Below are 16,097 nucleotides of genomic sequence, written 5' to 3'. Positions count from 1 at the left end.
ATTCGTCAGCCCTTTGGGTTCTGCCTAGGTGCAATTTACTCTGTGTTACCTAAATGGATTTAGGTAAGGGGCGTGAGCAGGACACGGAAGCTTTGCTCGGTTTTTACTTATTCTTACATGGATGTAAGTCATTAGGGTAACGCAGAAGCAGTTACCGAGCCCACTAGGTTACAAACCTCACGCCGCGATTAAATCGCCCCTAGATTGAACACCTTCCTATACCTATATTTGAATGACTCTGCATTGTAGTTTTTCTCATCAAAATGCATTGCACTTTGCAAAAAAGAGCAATAACAACCGGCCCCTTTTCTTTTAGAAATAATTAAATTATTATAAATCAATAGATTAAGAATTTATGTGTCTTGGAATAATTCCTGCTATATCAAATTAGGAAAATAAAACACAAAGGCATAACAATGAAAATAGTGTGTATAGGCGGCGGTCATGGATTAGCGCAGGTTTTAAGCGCAATTAAACCAATGTGTAATAGTTTAACAGCAATTGTCGCAACAACTGATAACGGGGGAAGTACGGGAAAAATAAGGGAATCTCAAGAATGCATTGCTCTGGGTGATATTAGGCGCTGTTGTCTGCAACTTGCAGAAAATAGAAAGGCACTTAACTCAATTTATGAACACCGGTTTTCAGAAGGTGTGTTAGACGGCCATTGTTTAGGCAACTTAACGTTATTGGGCTTAACTGAGCTCACCAAATCTCCCACCAAAGCTGTTGCTTACTTTAATGCAATACTTGGTAATTCAGAAACTGTTTTACCTATGACAGAGATCCCGACAGATCTAATCGCCACCCTTAAAAATAATAAAGAGATCTTTGGTGAGTGTGCTATTGATGCGTTAGACACATTACCAACAAAAGTGCATTTGTCTAAAAATGTGCCCGCAGCGCCAGGGTGCGTAAGTGCTATTTTGGAAGCCGATTTAATCATAATTGGTCCAGGCAGTATTATTACAAGTGTTATGCCTGCCTTTTTAGTAGAAGAGATCTCTTTGGCTATTCAAGAAACATCTGCCTGTCGTATTTTCATTGAGAACACAACACTAGAAAATAGCGTCATGAAACACACGTCAACTACTGGGATCGACTGGCTACAAGAGCACCTAGGTTTTAAAATATACGATTTAAGTATTTCACCTTCTGCAATTGAAGAGATTTTTAACGACAATAAAAATGCACTACAGTCCAGAGAACATTTACATGATATTGACGAACTAAAAAACATATTCTCGGAGTTACTTAAAGTACCAATTCAGCTTTGTGAGCAATCTTGATTGCTTGCAATAATAAATGCCATTTCGTTGAATGTTTGCTTGCTTTGCACTTCGACTATTTCTAGAAGATTATGTAAATCCTTTTTTGAGTGCTCGGTTTTTATAAGTTCCTCAATATATTTACATGTATCACCTAGCGCTATCGCACCAAAGCTATAACAACTGCTTTTAAGACTATGTGCGTTAATTTCTATTTCATCACGCTCATTTGAATTAAGTATTATCGCCATTGTTTTTTTTGATTCGTCGACAAAAAATTTTAGTAGTTCAACAGCTGTGTCGTCGCCAATATCATTCTTGAGCTGTTCTATTACCGCTAAATCTATCATATCTACCTTTTGGAGTTTATTATGAATTACCAAGTTATTTTGTTTGTTGACTCTTCCATGTTGGGGGGGATTGAAACCCACATCGTTGAATTATCAAAACTACTGAGTAAAAATAATGTTCGTAGCTCAATTTTATTTTATAAAAATCATGGCAATCAAAAATTTTATGATTTATTGATTAAAGAAAACATAAGGTATGACTTTTTACAAGGGAAAATTAAAAACCTCGCTAATAAACTACTCCGTTATGATAACAACACTGTCGTTCATACGCATGGCTATAAGGCAGGTATATTAGGCCGATTAGTATGTAACATTATAAACAAACGCTGTATTAGCACATACCATGCTGGCGAAGTTGGGAATGGAAAAGTTAAATTTTATAATAAACTAGATCAATGGCTTTCATCGTTATCTATAAATTTTGCGGTCTCAAACAAAATAAAAAATACAATTAGCAATGTAAAATTACTTGAAAATTTTATCTCTTTACCAGCGCCTTCAAAACCGGTTATTCATACATCAACTATCAAGATTGGGTTTGTTGGCAGGCTTTCTTATGAAAAAGGACCAGATATATTTTTTCAATTAGCTGAAAACATGAAACAGTCTAACAATGTTGAATTTCACATTTTTGGTGACGGCCCTCTAAAAAATAAAATACCTGTTATAAATAACCTACATTATCATGGCTTAACTGAACGCAATAATATATGGAATCAAATAGATGTCTTACTTATTTGTTCTAGAGAAGAAGGCTTGCCTATGACATTATTAGAAGCAATGTCTCAGCATAAACTGGTTATAAGCAGTGCTGTTGGCGCTATACCAAGTATCATTAAAAATAACAAAACTGGTTTTTTAATGAGTGTTGGTGATGCTAAAGATTGTCAAAAAAGCATAGAGCAATTAATTGATTTCCCTCACCAAGCAAAAATTAACTTATTAAATGACGCATATAACATGCTAGAGGAGCGTTTCTCTGGTAAAAAACAATTTTTATTGCTTCACCAAGCGTATACAGGAAAATAAATTATTCATTTTCTTCCCAGCTTTTAATCTTTCGATAAAGTGTCGATGGGCTAACATCAAGTAGTGAAGCGGCTTTAGGTATATTTGATGAACATATTTTTATTACACGTTCAATATATTCTTTTTCAGCTAGCCATAATGCTTTAACATCATTTTGTGTATTCGGTAAATCGTCAATTAATATATTCGCAGGTTTAGTTTGAAGACTCATTGGCGCTGGTTCAATCGCTTTTTTTGAATTTTCAGGTAAAGCGGGAAGCATATCAATATCTATAAATGCCTCAGGATGGAGTACCAATACATTACGAATCACATTTTCTAACTGCCTTACATTACCAGGCCAACTATATTGCATAAGTAATTGCTTAACCCCCCCTGCCATGCCTTTATATGGATGACCTTCGTCTTTCGCTATTTTAACAAATAAAGCTTCAGCAATTTCTATAATATCTTGGCCGCGCTCTCTTAGTGGCGGTAATTCAATAGGTATAACATGTAATCTATAATATAAATCTTCTCTAAACCGGCCACTTTCCACTTCAACTAATGGATCTCTATTTGTTGCACACACAAATCTAACATCTACTTTTACAACTTTCTCACTGCCAACTTGTTGATAGCTACCTGTTTGTATAAAGCGAAGTAATTTACTTTGTAGGTTAATGTCCATTTCACAAAGTTCATCTAAAAACAATGTTCCACCATCGGCTTGACCTGCAGCGCCAACGCGATTCGCAATTGCCCCCGTAAAAGCACCTTTTAAATGACCAAAAATTTCACTCTCAATTAAATCTTTAGGGATAGCCGCGCAGTTTAGTGCAACAAAAGGTTTATCAGCGCGATTTGAAGCTTGATGAACTGCACGAGCACATAGCTCTTTTCCCGTACCACTTTCACCTGTAATAAATGCAGTGGCTTTACTGGCGGAAGCAGAACTTATAATTTGATAAACAGATTGCATCTGTTTTGAACTACCAATCAAATCAAAGTATTTTCCGTTTTCGTATTTGTTTTTGTATTGGCTAACCGTTTGTTTTAAGTTTTTAATTTTTAACGCATTATTAACTGTAATCCGAAAACGGTCGGCTTCTATTGGTTTTTCTAGGAAGTCACATGCACCTAGCTTTATTGACTGAATCGCTATTTCTTTTGTAGCATGCCCTGTTAATACAACAACTTGTGGACAGTTTTCTGGATCAAATGTAGCAAGGATGTCTAATCCATTCATATCCGGTAGCATTACGTCGAGCACGATTAGATCAGGCTGCACCTTATTAATAATCGCTATTGCAGTTGCACCATCACTTGCCACGAGTGTATTTACTCCTGTCGGTAATAAATATGACTGGTACATCATTGCAAGAGATTGAGTATCTTCGACAATTAACACTGTTGGTGGCATAGTTAATTCCTTGTTAGCAAGCCAAAAAGAAGCTGTGAATCTGTAATGATTTAACTATAAAAGGTTAATTAAAGCAAATTCAATTAATTACAATAAGCGAAGCATCATCAATTTCTTTTGAAAGCGTAACCTGTGAGTTTTCCCATAACGTGTTAGCAAACTCAGCATGAGCGTGTTTATCTAACGGTATAATTTTAGTTAATTCACATATTTCATCTTTATCGGTAAAGCGGTTTTCAGTCCAGCCATCCGTGTATAGTAAAATATGTTCAACGTTATCAAGCGCTGCTTCATAAAGTGTATAACTATGATCTTGAGCGAGACCAAGCAGTGGACCGGTGCCTTTTAATTGACAAATTTCGCCTGTTTTTCGCAAAACGACAGGTGGAGGATGACCTGCATTTAACCAATATATTTTATTATTTTTTAAGAAAAATATGACAAGCGTAACTAAACTAGATTTACATAGCTGTTGTTTATAGATCGCGTTATTTAAAGCCACTAACATTTTTTGATAAGGAAGACCGGTTGCCAAAAAGCCACTTATAAAACCTTTAATAGCAAAGCTTTCTTTTAATGCTTGTAATCCGTGTCCCATCATATCACCTAGAATAAAAGCACTGCATTCATCATTAATGGGCATAAAAAAATCACCGCCGTTACCCAAACTAATTGAACCAAAAATATGAGCGGTTTTCTCATCTTGTAAATGAATTTTAGAAGGCGCTGACTCAAAAGTAGTTTGATAAGACAAGTAAGCAAAACGATGAGTTACACGTTCGATGCTTTGTAGTAACTTATTTTTTTTAATCGGTTTAATTAAATAATCGTCAACACCTAAGCGATTTATTTTATGTATCACTTCATCACTGTCATCGCCAGTTAACATAACAACTGATAGTTGCGACTTTAAATTAGACTTATTAAGTTTTTCTAATAAGGGCTCACATGTCCCATTTTTTAATTTATGATCCAGTAATAAAATACTTGCGTCAGCGGTTAAAATTGCCTGCCATCCTGATTCTATACTTTCACAGGCAATCACTTGAAATTTATCATTTAGATAAGCGCTCATGAGGGCAAGCTGAGTGACATCATCATCAACATAGATAATCGTTGGACGCCTATCTATTTGCTCTAAAGGGAATGAAAAAAAGTTTTTGCCATTTTTCGTTATATAATCTGCGTCCTTAAAATAATAACGAATTAACTCAACTCCCATTCCTCCTTCAACGAGTTTTCCAGAGTCTATTTTCCACGATGAATTGTTGTTTTTAAAAAGGTTATATGGGGCTAGCTCATCAATGAATGTTAATATGTAGCTGTCGCTACTAGGCTGGCTAATACGTAATAAAATTTGATGCTCAGAACCTTGGTTGTGTCTAATTAGATTTGTTAAATACTCTGTAGTAACTAAGCCTGCGGCATCCACCTCATCCTTTTTTACATTGAGCGCTCTTAAAACGTGCTTTAGAATGAGGCGAATCTCAGTCAATGTTGGCCATAGTAGTTCAAAGCGTCTTTCAAATAATATATCCATTGCACCCTCAATGATGTTCAAACAACCATCTTTGTTTATTAATTCTTGCTTTAAGAGTAGTACATAACTTTGGCCATTTTGTCGTATGCTTTTCTAAAAGTTTAACTATACGCTCACCTAATGGCGCAAAATTATGTTGGCTTATCAATATTTTGATATTGCTATGCCCTGCTTGCTTTAATTCTCTCACACCTTTGCAAAGCGACTCTTCATCGTTAACCCCCAGCCCCACGGTAACGAAGGTTAATTCACTGCATAAACTTAAGGAATGCAGTGGCACATTATTCCTGTTCAATTTTAACACCGGTGACATGTCAATTAATATATAATCGTATTCTTGCTTTAGCCGATCAACTGCGTCATTTAGTACATGTTTGTTCTTCGCCGGTTCAATCCTAGCTAGGTTTTTAATGGTTAATAAACTGATACCTTCATAATTAGTCACGCCTAATTGACAAGAAATATCATCAAAGCACCATGGTTTAGAAATTGTTGGTAACTTATCATCTGAGCAAAATGTATTGATTGGGTTTAAATCAATTATTAGCACTGATTTAAGTTGGCTTTGTAATCGCTTAGCAACACTAACACATGCACTAGATGACCCTTCTGAACCTGATAAAGAGATAAAAGTGATACAACGAGCTGAATTATCAATCATCATGTTACATATAACTTCCAGCTCATAATACTGTTTTGGTATTAATTTCATAAGCCCACCACTAATGCAAGAATAGTAATAACATCTAAAAAGTTATCTTTAAATTGACTAAGTAAATCCTGCCCTTTCTCTGGTATGTAAAGCGTATCACCCGCTCTTAATACTGGAATATTTACTGAATTTGGTGATTTAATAAACGCCTCTAAATCAAATACACGAGACTGTTCTTTACAACATGAATGATTAACAACAACTATTTTATCTATCAATGCTGAGTTAGAAGGGCCGCCTGCTTCAGCTAATACGTCTAAAATGGACATTGTATCGTCAAAATTGTATCGACCCGGTTTTTGCACAGCCCCCATTATACGTACTACCCGTTCTTTAGGTGTACGGAGCCAATCTTTGTCTTTTTCAGGTACAAAAATGGTGTCTCCTGGTAATACATTAGGAAACAAAGTTTCATCGCCTGTTTCAAAGTACATGGCGAGATCTAATTTACTTACTTTAGCTCGATTACCATTACGGTGAGTGATTCTAATATTACGAATATCTGCCGTCGCTGTTGGGCCGTCTGCTGCAGCTAAAATATCAATAAAGTGCATGTTTTCGTTAAACGAGTAACGACCTGGCGAACCTATTTGCCCCATAATATAAATAGACTTACTCGACTCTTGGCGGATCCATTGGGATTTATTATCCGACGGATCAACTGGTAGCTCTTCAAATATAACTGTATCACCCGCAACTAAATTTGGCAGCGGTGTGTCACCATTAGTAATAGTATACTTTTCAAGATCAAAGCGTTGTGTAACATCACCATTACGCAGTATTTTTATATCATTGATATTAGCGCTTTTTGTAGGCCCCCCTGCATGAGCTATTAAGTCTGTAAAATCCATTTCATTACTCCATTCGTATCGACCTGGAGAATGTATGGCACCAATTATTTTGATTGCTCGTTTAGTTGGAATTTTAAGCCAGCTTTTTTCGTTAACATCTGTTTTTTCAGGTACAAAAATTACATCGCCAGGGTTTAAATCTGGTACTTTGGTCGTTACACTGCCTTCGCTATAACGCTGTAAATCAAATAAAATACTGTCTCCTTCTGGTGTTAATATTTTGATATGGCGAGTTTCAGCAAATCGTGTTGGTCCGCCTGCATTGGCTAAAATATCTAAAAAGTTTGTGCTATCGGCCGCTTCGTACGCGCCTGGTTTTTGCACTTCTCCCATAATATAAACCGTACGTGACGTTGTGTTTACGTCATCAACCATAATAGGCACATACACAGTAGAGCCAGGTTTTAGCAGTTGCATAGTGCTATTTGAGGGTTTATCTAGGTACCCTTTCAAATCAAAAATAACAGGTGTTTTATCAACAATGACTCTTATTTTAGTTACATCAGCATAACGAGTGACCCCCTCTGCGCGCATAAGTGCATCTAAAATACTCATATTTTCTTTAAAGGAAAAACTCCCTGGATTATGTACTTCACCTAAAATAGTTATCGCGCTGCTATCACTGGCATCCCCTGTTGCACTGAGTGTTTGCGCATCAAAGTCTATTTGCACATTACCAAGCAAAGGCGATACTGGCACAAACACAGTATCTTTGCTTTTTAGAGAAGGTAACAGGCTAATATTTCCTGTATCTAAATATGATTTATAATCAAATTCAATTACCTCATTACCACGCCTTATCTGTATTCTATCTAGCTGAGCACCGGGTTTTAAACCGTTTGCTTTAGAGATAACCATTTGAATATTCCCATCATCAGGAATACTCACTTGCGATGGTGTCACTACATAACCAAGTACATTAATAAGAATATCTCTGCTGTGGATCGCTACATAAAAATCATCCATTGCAACAAATAGTTCAGCAAGTACGGGGGTTAACTCACTTTCAATTTGCATAGTCGTTTTGTCAGCCACATTAAATTGGCCTATTTCTGGGAGGTTAATTTGTCCTCTTTTATCCACTTCAAACGTTGTATCAAATTCTGCTTCACCTGGAATATATAGAAAAAGCTTATTTCCCACTTGCACTATGGCATTACTTTCATCAGAAGCTGAGTAAACATTGAATGATAAAATAAACACCGCAATCGCGAATATAAATTTCATAATTTACTCCTCTTTGCTTTTAATAATTTTTGTCCAATTAACAAGTGCTTTAGCGTTATCATCTTGCATATTATTATTGCTTGCATTGAGGACTATCGCTTCAACTCGCCTATCAGAATGGCGGACACTTTCCGTTGGGGATTGCTTGCTATAGGGCTTTAAGCTTCCTTGTGTAAGTGTGGTAATACTTTGAGTTTTAACACCATAAACGACGAGCCAATGTTTTACTGTTTCAGCTCTTTTTAATGCAAGCTCATAATTATTATTCCCTTCACCAACTGAATCAGTATGACCCACTAACAAAATTGAAATACTATCTAGTTGCTTAGCTAAATCAGCAGCTTGAGCAAGCCTTGCTGCATATTTAGGGGTTATTTCAAACGCATTAAATGCAAATTGATTATCACTATTTAGTAAATCCGCTACTTGTTTTTTAACACTAGATACAGTCGTTTCTGAAGTGGTATTAACTGCACAATGAGTGAGCTTTTGAACCGTGTCAAAATGGTTTGTTAGTTGATTGAGCCCATGGTAGTGAATCAATAAGTCATGCTCTGCATCTTCCCACATTTGCGCAGCTATAAGCCTTCGAATACGATTTTCGTAAATTTGAGCTTTTAAAAGCTGTGCTGGCATACATGCTTTTATATCTTGTGACTTTAAAAGTTCTAATTTAAAAACAAGGTGTTCAAATTCACTTCTCACCACATCTTCGGGTTGTGTAAAGTTATTATCTGTTTGCTCATCATTTAATGGATAGTTTTGATATTTTTCGGCCCAACCCCCTTGCCCCTCATCAGGCCAAGAAGCACACCCACTTAAAAGCAAGGTTATGATGAAAAAAATGTGTGCTTTCATATCGCTCTCCTTATCGTTAAAGCGAATCAATAAATGGAATGGTTTTATCCACTCTTAGAAGATTCATTAGCTTAAACGGCTGCCCAGTTACATTGAGTAATGACAATTTATGGCTTCTTTTTTCTATTCTTTTATAAAGAAAGACAATCGCGCCAATACCCGAAGAGTCAATAAACTCAGTCTTTGAAAAATCCAAGATAATAAAGTCTGTACCTGTATCAACTAGCTCTTCAAATTCATCTTTAAATCCATCAACAGTAAAACCTGAAAAGTCATTTGGAAGCGATACTATTTTATGTTCATTTTCACTGGTTAAATTTATCATCGTAGTTACCTATTAAATATTAAATTCAATATAACTATTACAAGAAACGAACCAACTTTAAGATATTGATAATTAATGGCTTTTAATTTAGCAGTGGGAGCGCTTGAGGATAGTAAAGCATAATGCAATTCCCTTTTAAAAGTAGGATTGCATTATGCAAAAATAATTATTGCCCTTTTCCAGTAAATACAACAACGAGTGTTTTCAAAAAAATAGTCAATTCCATATAAAACCAACTACGTGGAGATGATGTACTTAACATATAAGCATAATCCCAACCTATTTTTTTCCTTGCATCATCAATACTTTCATCATATCCATTCATTACTTGAGCAAGCCCCGATATACCTGGCTTTATACCGTAGGTACGCTGAGAGAAATAAGGAATATCTTTTTCAAGCTTGGAGTAAAATACAGGTCGCTCTGGTCGAGGACCAATGAGTGACATATCGCCTACCAGCACATTCCATAATTGAGGTAATTCATCTAAACGCGTTTTACGAATGAAACGCCCTATAGGTGTAATTCTAGGGTCGTCCTTACTTGCCCATACCGCGCCACTTGCTACTTCAGCATCAACCACCATCGAGCGAAATTTAAGGACATTAAAAAGGGCAACAAAGTTATCATTACTCTCTCCCACTCTAAGTTGATTAAACAGTACCGGTCCACGTGAACTTACTTTAATTGTTGCAGCCACTAAAAGCATGATCGGAGACAGTAAAGTTAGTCCTACCACAGAGCCAACAATATCAATTATACGTTTTATAACTTTAATACTGACGTTTGGTTCAGCTTCTCTATCATGAACCCTTTCCCAGTGTTTTTTATAATCACCACGTTCAAATTTAATAATGCCCCATAACGCTAAAAAATAAGCATTAAGAATATAATTAACTTTATCAACGATAGGGATCTTGGCCTTAATGTTGAGAGTACTTTTAATCACAAAGAGACTATGGACGGCTACAATCACGCAACACAACAACTTAACTAACAATAAGTTCGAGAAAAATGCCATTGAAAACAGTAAAATATAAATTAAAGCAAGCAATATTGGCATTACGCCACGCAAAACTTTATGTGAAATAAAGTTAAAACTAACCCACCCTAATCTAGGATTGAATAGCTCAAATAATATTTTAATTTGTTGCCAATTGCCTGCTCCTAATCTCACTCTTCTAGCATAGTCATGGCTTTGCTCATCGCACTCTCTTTCAATAATGTTAATATCGCTATTTACGACCGCTTTGCCGCCATTTTTTAAGGCTTTCATAGACAATATAAAATCATCATTTATTGTATTTTCATCCAATATATCTGTGTATTTTGAACGAATAGCAAACATGGCTCCTGGCACACCAATCACCGCACCAAGTGATGATTCCAGGCTTTTTACATTATTTTGATATTGCCAATAGTGTTGTTGCTCTGGGGTTGCGTGTTCATCTAGAACATAAACACCTGTAATGACCTTAATATCAGGATCTTTAAAATCAGTATCAATTTTATTTAATACATCAATACTTAATAAGGCACTCACATCGGTAAACAGCAAGACGTCGTAATTTGATTTAGTTAGTGTAATTAACTCGTTAATACCATGTGCTTTGCCTTGGTTTTGTTTATTATAATGCAAGTGGCACACTACGTTTTGCTGAGCAAGATGTGATTGAGCCAACATCGCTTCTTCGTATGTGTTATCTGTACATCCATCTAAATAAACATGAATGGCATAAAGCTCAGTGTCATAGAGCATAGCGCCGAGGTTATGTAATTTTTCTTTAATGTGTTCTTGCTCATTAAAAGCACACACCAAAATACCAAATCGATTATTTTTTCTTATATTCCCCTCTGGGAATATACGTTTATGAGCCCGTCGACTAACCAACTTTAACAGCGCTAAATAACCAACGTGATGGTACACAACGGTTACAATCAACACCATGAGAACAATTATTAAATAAGTCATGATTTTCCCCTTACGATGGTAATCCATTATAAAAACGGTCGTACTCTTCACTCATTTTATTAGCATCAGCGATTGAAAAAATATGCTCCCTTATACATTCTCCCTGTTTCATATTAATCGCTTTAATAACCGCAAGTTTAAGCCCCATTTCATCGCCTGGTTTAACCAATACACCTTGCTTATGGGTTAATACTTCGCTGATCCCCCCAACATCAGTTGCAACAATAGCTTTACCACACGCCATAGATTCCAAAATTGATAGCGGTAACCCCTCTCTTTGCGAGTAAAGACACATTACATTGATTGCAGAGTAAAATAATTGCATGCTTTGTACATTGCCTAAAAAATGTACTCGATCTGAAACACCCAATGAGCTAGCATAATCAACAAGTTTTCTGCGTAAGCTACCATTGCCAGCAAACACTAATTCGATGTTTGCTGGCAATGAAGATAAAACCCTTATAAGCGGAAAATGCCCTTTCCCTAGCTCTAAACGAGCAGAACAACCAATCAAACTCACCTTTTTAGGTAAATTTAATTCATGCCGAGCGTCCAACTCATTGGTACTAAAAAACTGTTTAAAATCGACTCCATTTAGGATTGTTCTATCGGTTCTAATTGCTGTTTCGGTATAGAAATCTTTCGCCACAACTTGTGCATCCGCAACCCAGTGTATTTTTGTTAGCTTATTTAATAATTTAGTTATTAAACGTTGCTTAAAACTTTTTAAATACCACGCGTCATGGATAGTCGAAACGTGCTTTATCTGGCGATTTTTTAAACTTACAATACTTGCATAAAGCATTGGCCCTATATGATGGCTATGGATGACATCTATATTGTGTTTTTTTAAAAGAGCTGACAGTTTTCGAACTGTATTTAGATCAAATTTTTCAGCCTTATTTAGGCAAATTAATCTGTGCTCAAACGCAGCTAGCTGCGGCCAGTCTCTAACTGCTTCACTAAAACTTCCCTCGAGTGAAACAAAAACACTCGTATCAGAAAATTGACTTTTTTGCATTAGTGTCGCGGCCATTTTCTCAAGGCCACCTATTTTGAAATGTTGAACCAAATGTAATACATTCATGTTATTTCCTCTGATCAATAGAGTTCACTGATGAATTGAAAACCAAATCCACAGGTGTATTTCTAACAATGGGTAAAATAGTCACGACCTCAAGAGCTGAGAGCTTCTCTATGGTTTGAATATCCTTAAGGTGGCTATCGAATAAAGTCGCAACAAACACTATTGTGCTACTTGTAAAGATACCTAAAATGATGCCTACAATAATTGATACGGCAAAAGATGTGTTGATAGGTTGTGTCGGACTATATGCACGCTCGATGTTTTTTACTTTATCTGGGCCTTCATATTTAACTAACTTTCCTGTTACCTTCGCCATTTCGTAACGGCTTAACATATCTTTATATAATGATTGCTTAACATCGTAATCACGTTCTAATTTTCTTAATTGCTTTTCAATATCACTTGTCACTAAAAGTCTTTCGCTTACTGTATTAACTTGCTGTTCGAGCATGCTGTATTCTTGCTGGTGCTGAGTAACTGAGTTTTTTGCTTCTTCTAAATTAAGAATTTGAGAGACAAGTACACTGCTTTCGTTATCCCCGCCACTGGGTAAGGTATTGGCCATCTGCCAAAGCTGATCAAGGTTAGTAAGGTCAAGCTCCTTGCTACTTTCAATTAATGACTGTTGACGATTTCTTATACTTTGCATCTCTCTTTTTTTTGAAATTACCTTACTGTGCTTTTCTGTATAACGTGTTTTTAAAAAGCTAAGTTCAGACTCTACTGCAATAATTTTTTCTTCAATACGCCCTAGGATTGGATTGGCTTGTCCCATTTTTGTTGTCAACGCTTTAAGCTTGGCTTGCGCACCCGATAAAACGATAGATTTTTGCTGTTGGTCACTCAATAACTTATCGAATGTTTGTCGGTTACTGTGTAAAACGGCAGGCAAAGTATTGCTATTTTTAGCTTTGAACATAGCCAGTGATTCTTCCGATACCTCAAGCTCATCCCGAAGACTGACTAGTTGCTGATAAAAAAACTGTTCCGATGTATCAAGTGATGCTCTTGTTGGGGCTAATAAACTTTCAATAAATTTTTCAACCACTTTCTCCAACACCATCTTCATTTTTGTCTGGTCATGCCATATGAAGTTCACACGAACAAGTTCATCGCCAACAAGTGATAAAGAAAGTGCTTGAGAAAGCTCTTGGTGGATTTTTTCTATCTCAGCTGAGGTAGCCGTTTCAGAAATCAAGCCTGTTTCTTTTGCAACAGCTATTAGTACTTTTCGGCTAATTACAAGTGTTCTAAGTGCCGCCATTCGATTTGATAAATCGAAAGAAAAAGATAAATCATCTAGGTATGGATTAAGTAACGAAGACTCTTCAATTAAAATAGTTGCATGGTTTGTGTATTGCTTTTGCGCAGTCACAGCCAAGATAATCACGACTGAAGGAACAATCAAAAGTGGTAAAATGAATAGCTTTGCCCTTGTATAAACACTATACAAGGTTAAATAAAGTAACCTTTTTATTTGCTCTCTTACTAACATAAACCCTACCTATACATTTGCATATTGCTATGCGAAATTTAGCTGCTATTTGCATAATAAAAATTTAAGCTGCAAATAGCGTACTTTAATAAGGTAGTTGCACAGGCTGCGCCAAGATTATCGTTTACTGCCTAAGGCGCTTTATTTAACATTAAAATATCATGTTGAACGAGCAATGCTTTTGACTCCCAACTATGATCTTTAGCGATGTCCTGTTGCGCTGACTTAAGAGAGCTTAACTGTTCTTTATCTAAGGCAATTGCCTGATCTATTTTATTTATAAAATCGAATTGATTTTTTGCTATGTAAATATTCGACTTATAACGTGTTACGGCTGGAAAGTCCGTGGCAACAATCGGGCTTCCTGCGGCTAAATACTCTTTTAACTTTAATGGATCACATGCTCTAATTTGCTCATTATCTACAAATGGTAAAATAGACACATCCCAATGTGCCGAAAACTCCACTAAACGCTCGTGATCAACAGCTGGCACATGTGTAACGTTTTTAAACTGCATTAGCTCAGATGTGCAAGCAACAATATCTCCGACCAAAAGCAGTTGATAATTTGGTCGCTCCGCAACAAGCGCTGTTAATAAACTGATATCTAACCACTGATTAATACTTCCATAAAACCCAATTACTGGTCCATTTAAAACATCTATTTCTGGGGCTCTCTTTACATCAGACGTAAATAAATCATAACTCACACCATGGGGAAGTAGCTTTGTTTTATGAGCCGGCATTTTATTGTTTAAAAAATCACTCACAACATAAATTAGGTCGGCTTTCTTAATTAAATTTTTCTCAAAGGATGACACTAAATTAGGATCGACACCTGCCAATGCATTAAAATCGTCACCACAGTAGTAAATAAGGGTGTCTTGTGCTTTTTTAGTGAAAAAGTATTCTGCGGTAGGCACACTTAACCAATACGTTAACGGGCCATTACTTTGAATATCTTTAAAATAAAAAGAAAAAACCCACCTATTATAACGCCTCACAAAGCGATTATCGTGCCATGGCAAGACTGGTAATCGGTAAACTTGCATCGTCGAAGGTGTTTTAATTGCCGTATTTTCAGGTTTACTAAAAAGCTGCTTAAACTTTCCCCAAACTCGTTTTATATCGTGTAATTTAAAGCGAGGTTTTCGCATACCTATTGAGTTAACCCAATGTATTTCATGATTTTTAGCCAATTGAGAAAATAAATGTTGCGTACTACTCGGGTGACTTGCCCAATCTTCGCCAAAAACGATAAATTTCATATTATTATTCCTTGATGTGTTTGACCACTTTAGCCGGATTACCTGCTGCAATAGTAAAAGGCGGAATACTTTTCGTAACAACGCTTCCTGCGCCTATAATTGCCCCCTCGCCTATAGTAACGCCAGCAAGAACAGTCACTCCAGTACCAAGCCACGCACCACGTTTAATAGTAATGTCGCCAATTTGAGACTCATCATCACTCTCCCCAAGTGCTCTTCGTTCACAATCAACTGGATGGCCAGGAAAACCGGCTAAAAAAATACGTCCCGCGAGCCGCACATCATCTTCTAACGTAATATTTCGACCTACCGAAAATGCATTCTGCCAACCTATATCTACATTATTACCAATAACTAAAGTTGGCGTGGTAACGCTACCCACCCGCCCACAAAAAGTCGATATACCCGACATCCGTACGTTATCGCTGCACTCAATTTTAAGCTCCCCCAAAACTTGTGGCATACCTGAGTAAAGAAACAACTGTTTTTTACTCCCTTTTATCTGACTTTTAAACAGTGGGGTGTAATAAAGTATTCTTAGTAATTCATGGGAAAATGTTTTTAAAAATTGATGTAGGTAATAGAATCCAGAGTGAAATAACGGAATAACCACCATTTGTGGATTGCGAAGATAAGTTGCAAAATAAAACAGCGATTTCGCAACAGGATGAGGGCTATTCTTAAGCCAGTATTTAAAATGTATTAACATA

General features: G+C 36.4%; 14 protein-coding genes. 2 read left to right on the top strand and 12 right to left on the bottom strand.

What is annotated here, in order from left to right; translation table 11 throughout:
• The first annotated feature begins 416 nt into the window (after positions 1 to 416).
• Complete coding sequence (locus tag DC53_RS07225) at positions 417 to 1,289, top strand: gluconeogenesis factor YvcK family protein (RefSeq protein WP_007375196.1); 873 nt, start codon at positions 417 to 419, stop codon at positions 1,287 to 1,289.
• On the opposite strand, the gene DC53_RS07230 is transcribed toward DC53_RS07225, so the two are convergent.
• Entirely contained in the window at positions 1,268 to 1,618 is a 351-nt protein-coding gene (locus tag DC53_RS07230; protein WP_007375197.1) for an Hpt domain-containing protein, read from the bottom strand. The genes DC53_RS07225 and DC53_RS07230 overlap by 22 nt on opposite strands.
• 21 nt (positions 1,619 to 1,639) lie before the next feature.
• On the opposite strand from DC53_RS07230, the gene DC53_RS07235 reads away from it, so the two are divergent.
• Positions 1,640 to 2,650, top strand: coding sequence for a glycosyltransferase family 4 protein (locus DC53_RS07235; protein WP_033030608.1), 1,011 nt, complete (start codon positions 1,640 to 1,642; stop codon positions 2,648 to 2,650).
• A gap of 1 nt (position 2,651) precedes the next feature.
• Here the strand turns inward: DC53_RS07235 and DC53_RS07240 are convergent, their stop codons facing one another.
• The 11 genes from DC53_RS07240 to DC53_RS07290 form a co-directional block, all read right to left on the bottom strand.
• Positions 2,652 to 4,052, bottom strand: a complete 1,401-nt coding sequence (locus tag DC53_RS07240) for a sigma-54-dependent transcriptional regulator (RefSeq protein WP_007375199.1) — start codon at positions 4,050 to 4,052, stop codon at positions 2,652 to 2,654.
• Between the two features lie 79 nt (positions 4,053 to 4,131).
• Positions 4,132 to 5,592 (bottom strand): SpoIIE family protein phosphatase, encoded by a 1,461-nt coding sequence (locus DC53_RS07245; protein ID WP_008135518.1) that lies wholly within the window; start codon positions 5,590 to 5,592, stop codon positions 4,132 to 4,134.
• Positions 5,593 to 5,599: 7 nt separating this feature from the next.
• Positions 5,600 to 6,304: a ParA family protein gene (locus tag DC53_RS07250; protein WP_007375201.1), complete on the bottom strand. Its 705-nt coding sequence runs from the start codon at positions 6,302 to 6,304 to the stop codon at positions 5,600 to 5,602.
• On the bottom strand, positions 6,301 to 8,382 hold the full coding sequence (locus tag DC53_RS07255; RefSeq protein WP_033030606.1) for an SLBB domain-containing protein: 2,082 nt from the start codon (positions 8,380 to 8,382) through the stop codon (positions 6,301 to 6,303). The genes DC53_RS07250 and DC53_RS07255 overlap by 4 nt, the downstream gene beginning before the upstream one ends.
• A gap of 3 nt (positions 8,383 to 8,385) precedes the next feature.
• Positions 8,386 to 9,240 (bottom strand): OmpA family protein, encoded by an 855-nt coding sequence (locus DC53_RS07260; protein WP_008135514.1) that lies wholly within the window; start codon positions 9,238 to 9,240, stop codon positions 8,386 to 8,388.
• A 16-nt stretch (positions 9,241 to 9,256) separates the two neighbouring features.
• On the bottom strand, positions 9,257 to 9,565 hold the full coding sequence (locus tag DC53_RS07265; protein ID WP_007375204.1) for an STAS domain-containing protein: 309 nt from the start codon (positions 9,563 to 9,565) through the stop codon (positions 9,257 to 9,259).
• A 166-nt stretch (positions 9,566 to 9,731) separates the two neighbouring features.
• Positions 9,732 to 11,537, bottom strand: a complete 1,806-nt coding sequence (locus tag DC53_RS07270) for a sugar transferase (protein ID WP_033030604.1) — start codon at positions 11,535 to 11,537, stop codon at positions 9,732 to 9,734.
• A 10-nt stretch (positions 11,538 to 11,547) separates the two neighbouring features.
• Positions 11,548 to 12,624: a glycosyltransferase gene (locus DC53_RS07275; RefSeq protein ID WP_033030602.1), complete on the bottom strand. Its 1,077-nt coding sequence runs from the start codon at positions 12,622 to 12,624 to the stop codon at positions 11,548 to 11,550.
• Position 12,625: 1 nt separating this feature from the next.
• Entirely contained in the window at positions 12,626 to 14,119 is a 1,494-nt protein-coding gene (locus DC53_RS07280; protein WP_007375207.1) for a GumC family protein, read from the bottom strand.
• Positions 14,120 to 14,250: 131 nt separating this feature from the next.
• The gene (locus DC53_RS07285) at positions 14,251 to 15,387 is read right to left on the bottom strand and encodes a glycosyltransferase (protein WP_007375208.1); all 1,137 of its coding nucleotides are present in this window, start codon (positions 15,385 to 15,387) and stop codon (positions 14,251 to 14,253) included.
• A gap of 4 nt (positions 15,388 to 15,391) precedes the next feature.
• Positions 15,392 to 16,096 carry an acyltransferase gene (locus tag DC53_RS07290; RefSeq protein ID WP_033030600.1) on the bottom strand — a complete coding sequence of 235 codons (705 nt, stop codon included), beginning with the start codon at positions 16,094 to 16,096 and terminating at the stop codon, positions 15,392 to 15,394.
• Position 16,097: the final 1 nt, after the last annotated feature.

The sequence above is a fragment of the Pseudoalteromonas fuliginea genome, assembly GCF_000690055.1.
Taxonomy (GTDB): domain Bacteria; phylum Pseudomonadota; class Gammaproteobacteria; order Enterobacterales; family Alteromonadaceae; genus Pseudoalteromonas; species Pseudoalteromonas fuliginea.
The sequence above is the reverse complement of the archived record's forward strand: the minus strand, read 5'-3'. Positions and strand labels throughout refer to the sequence as shown.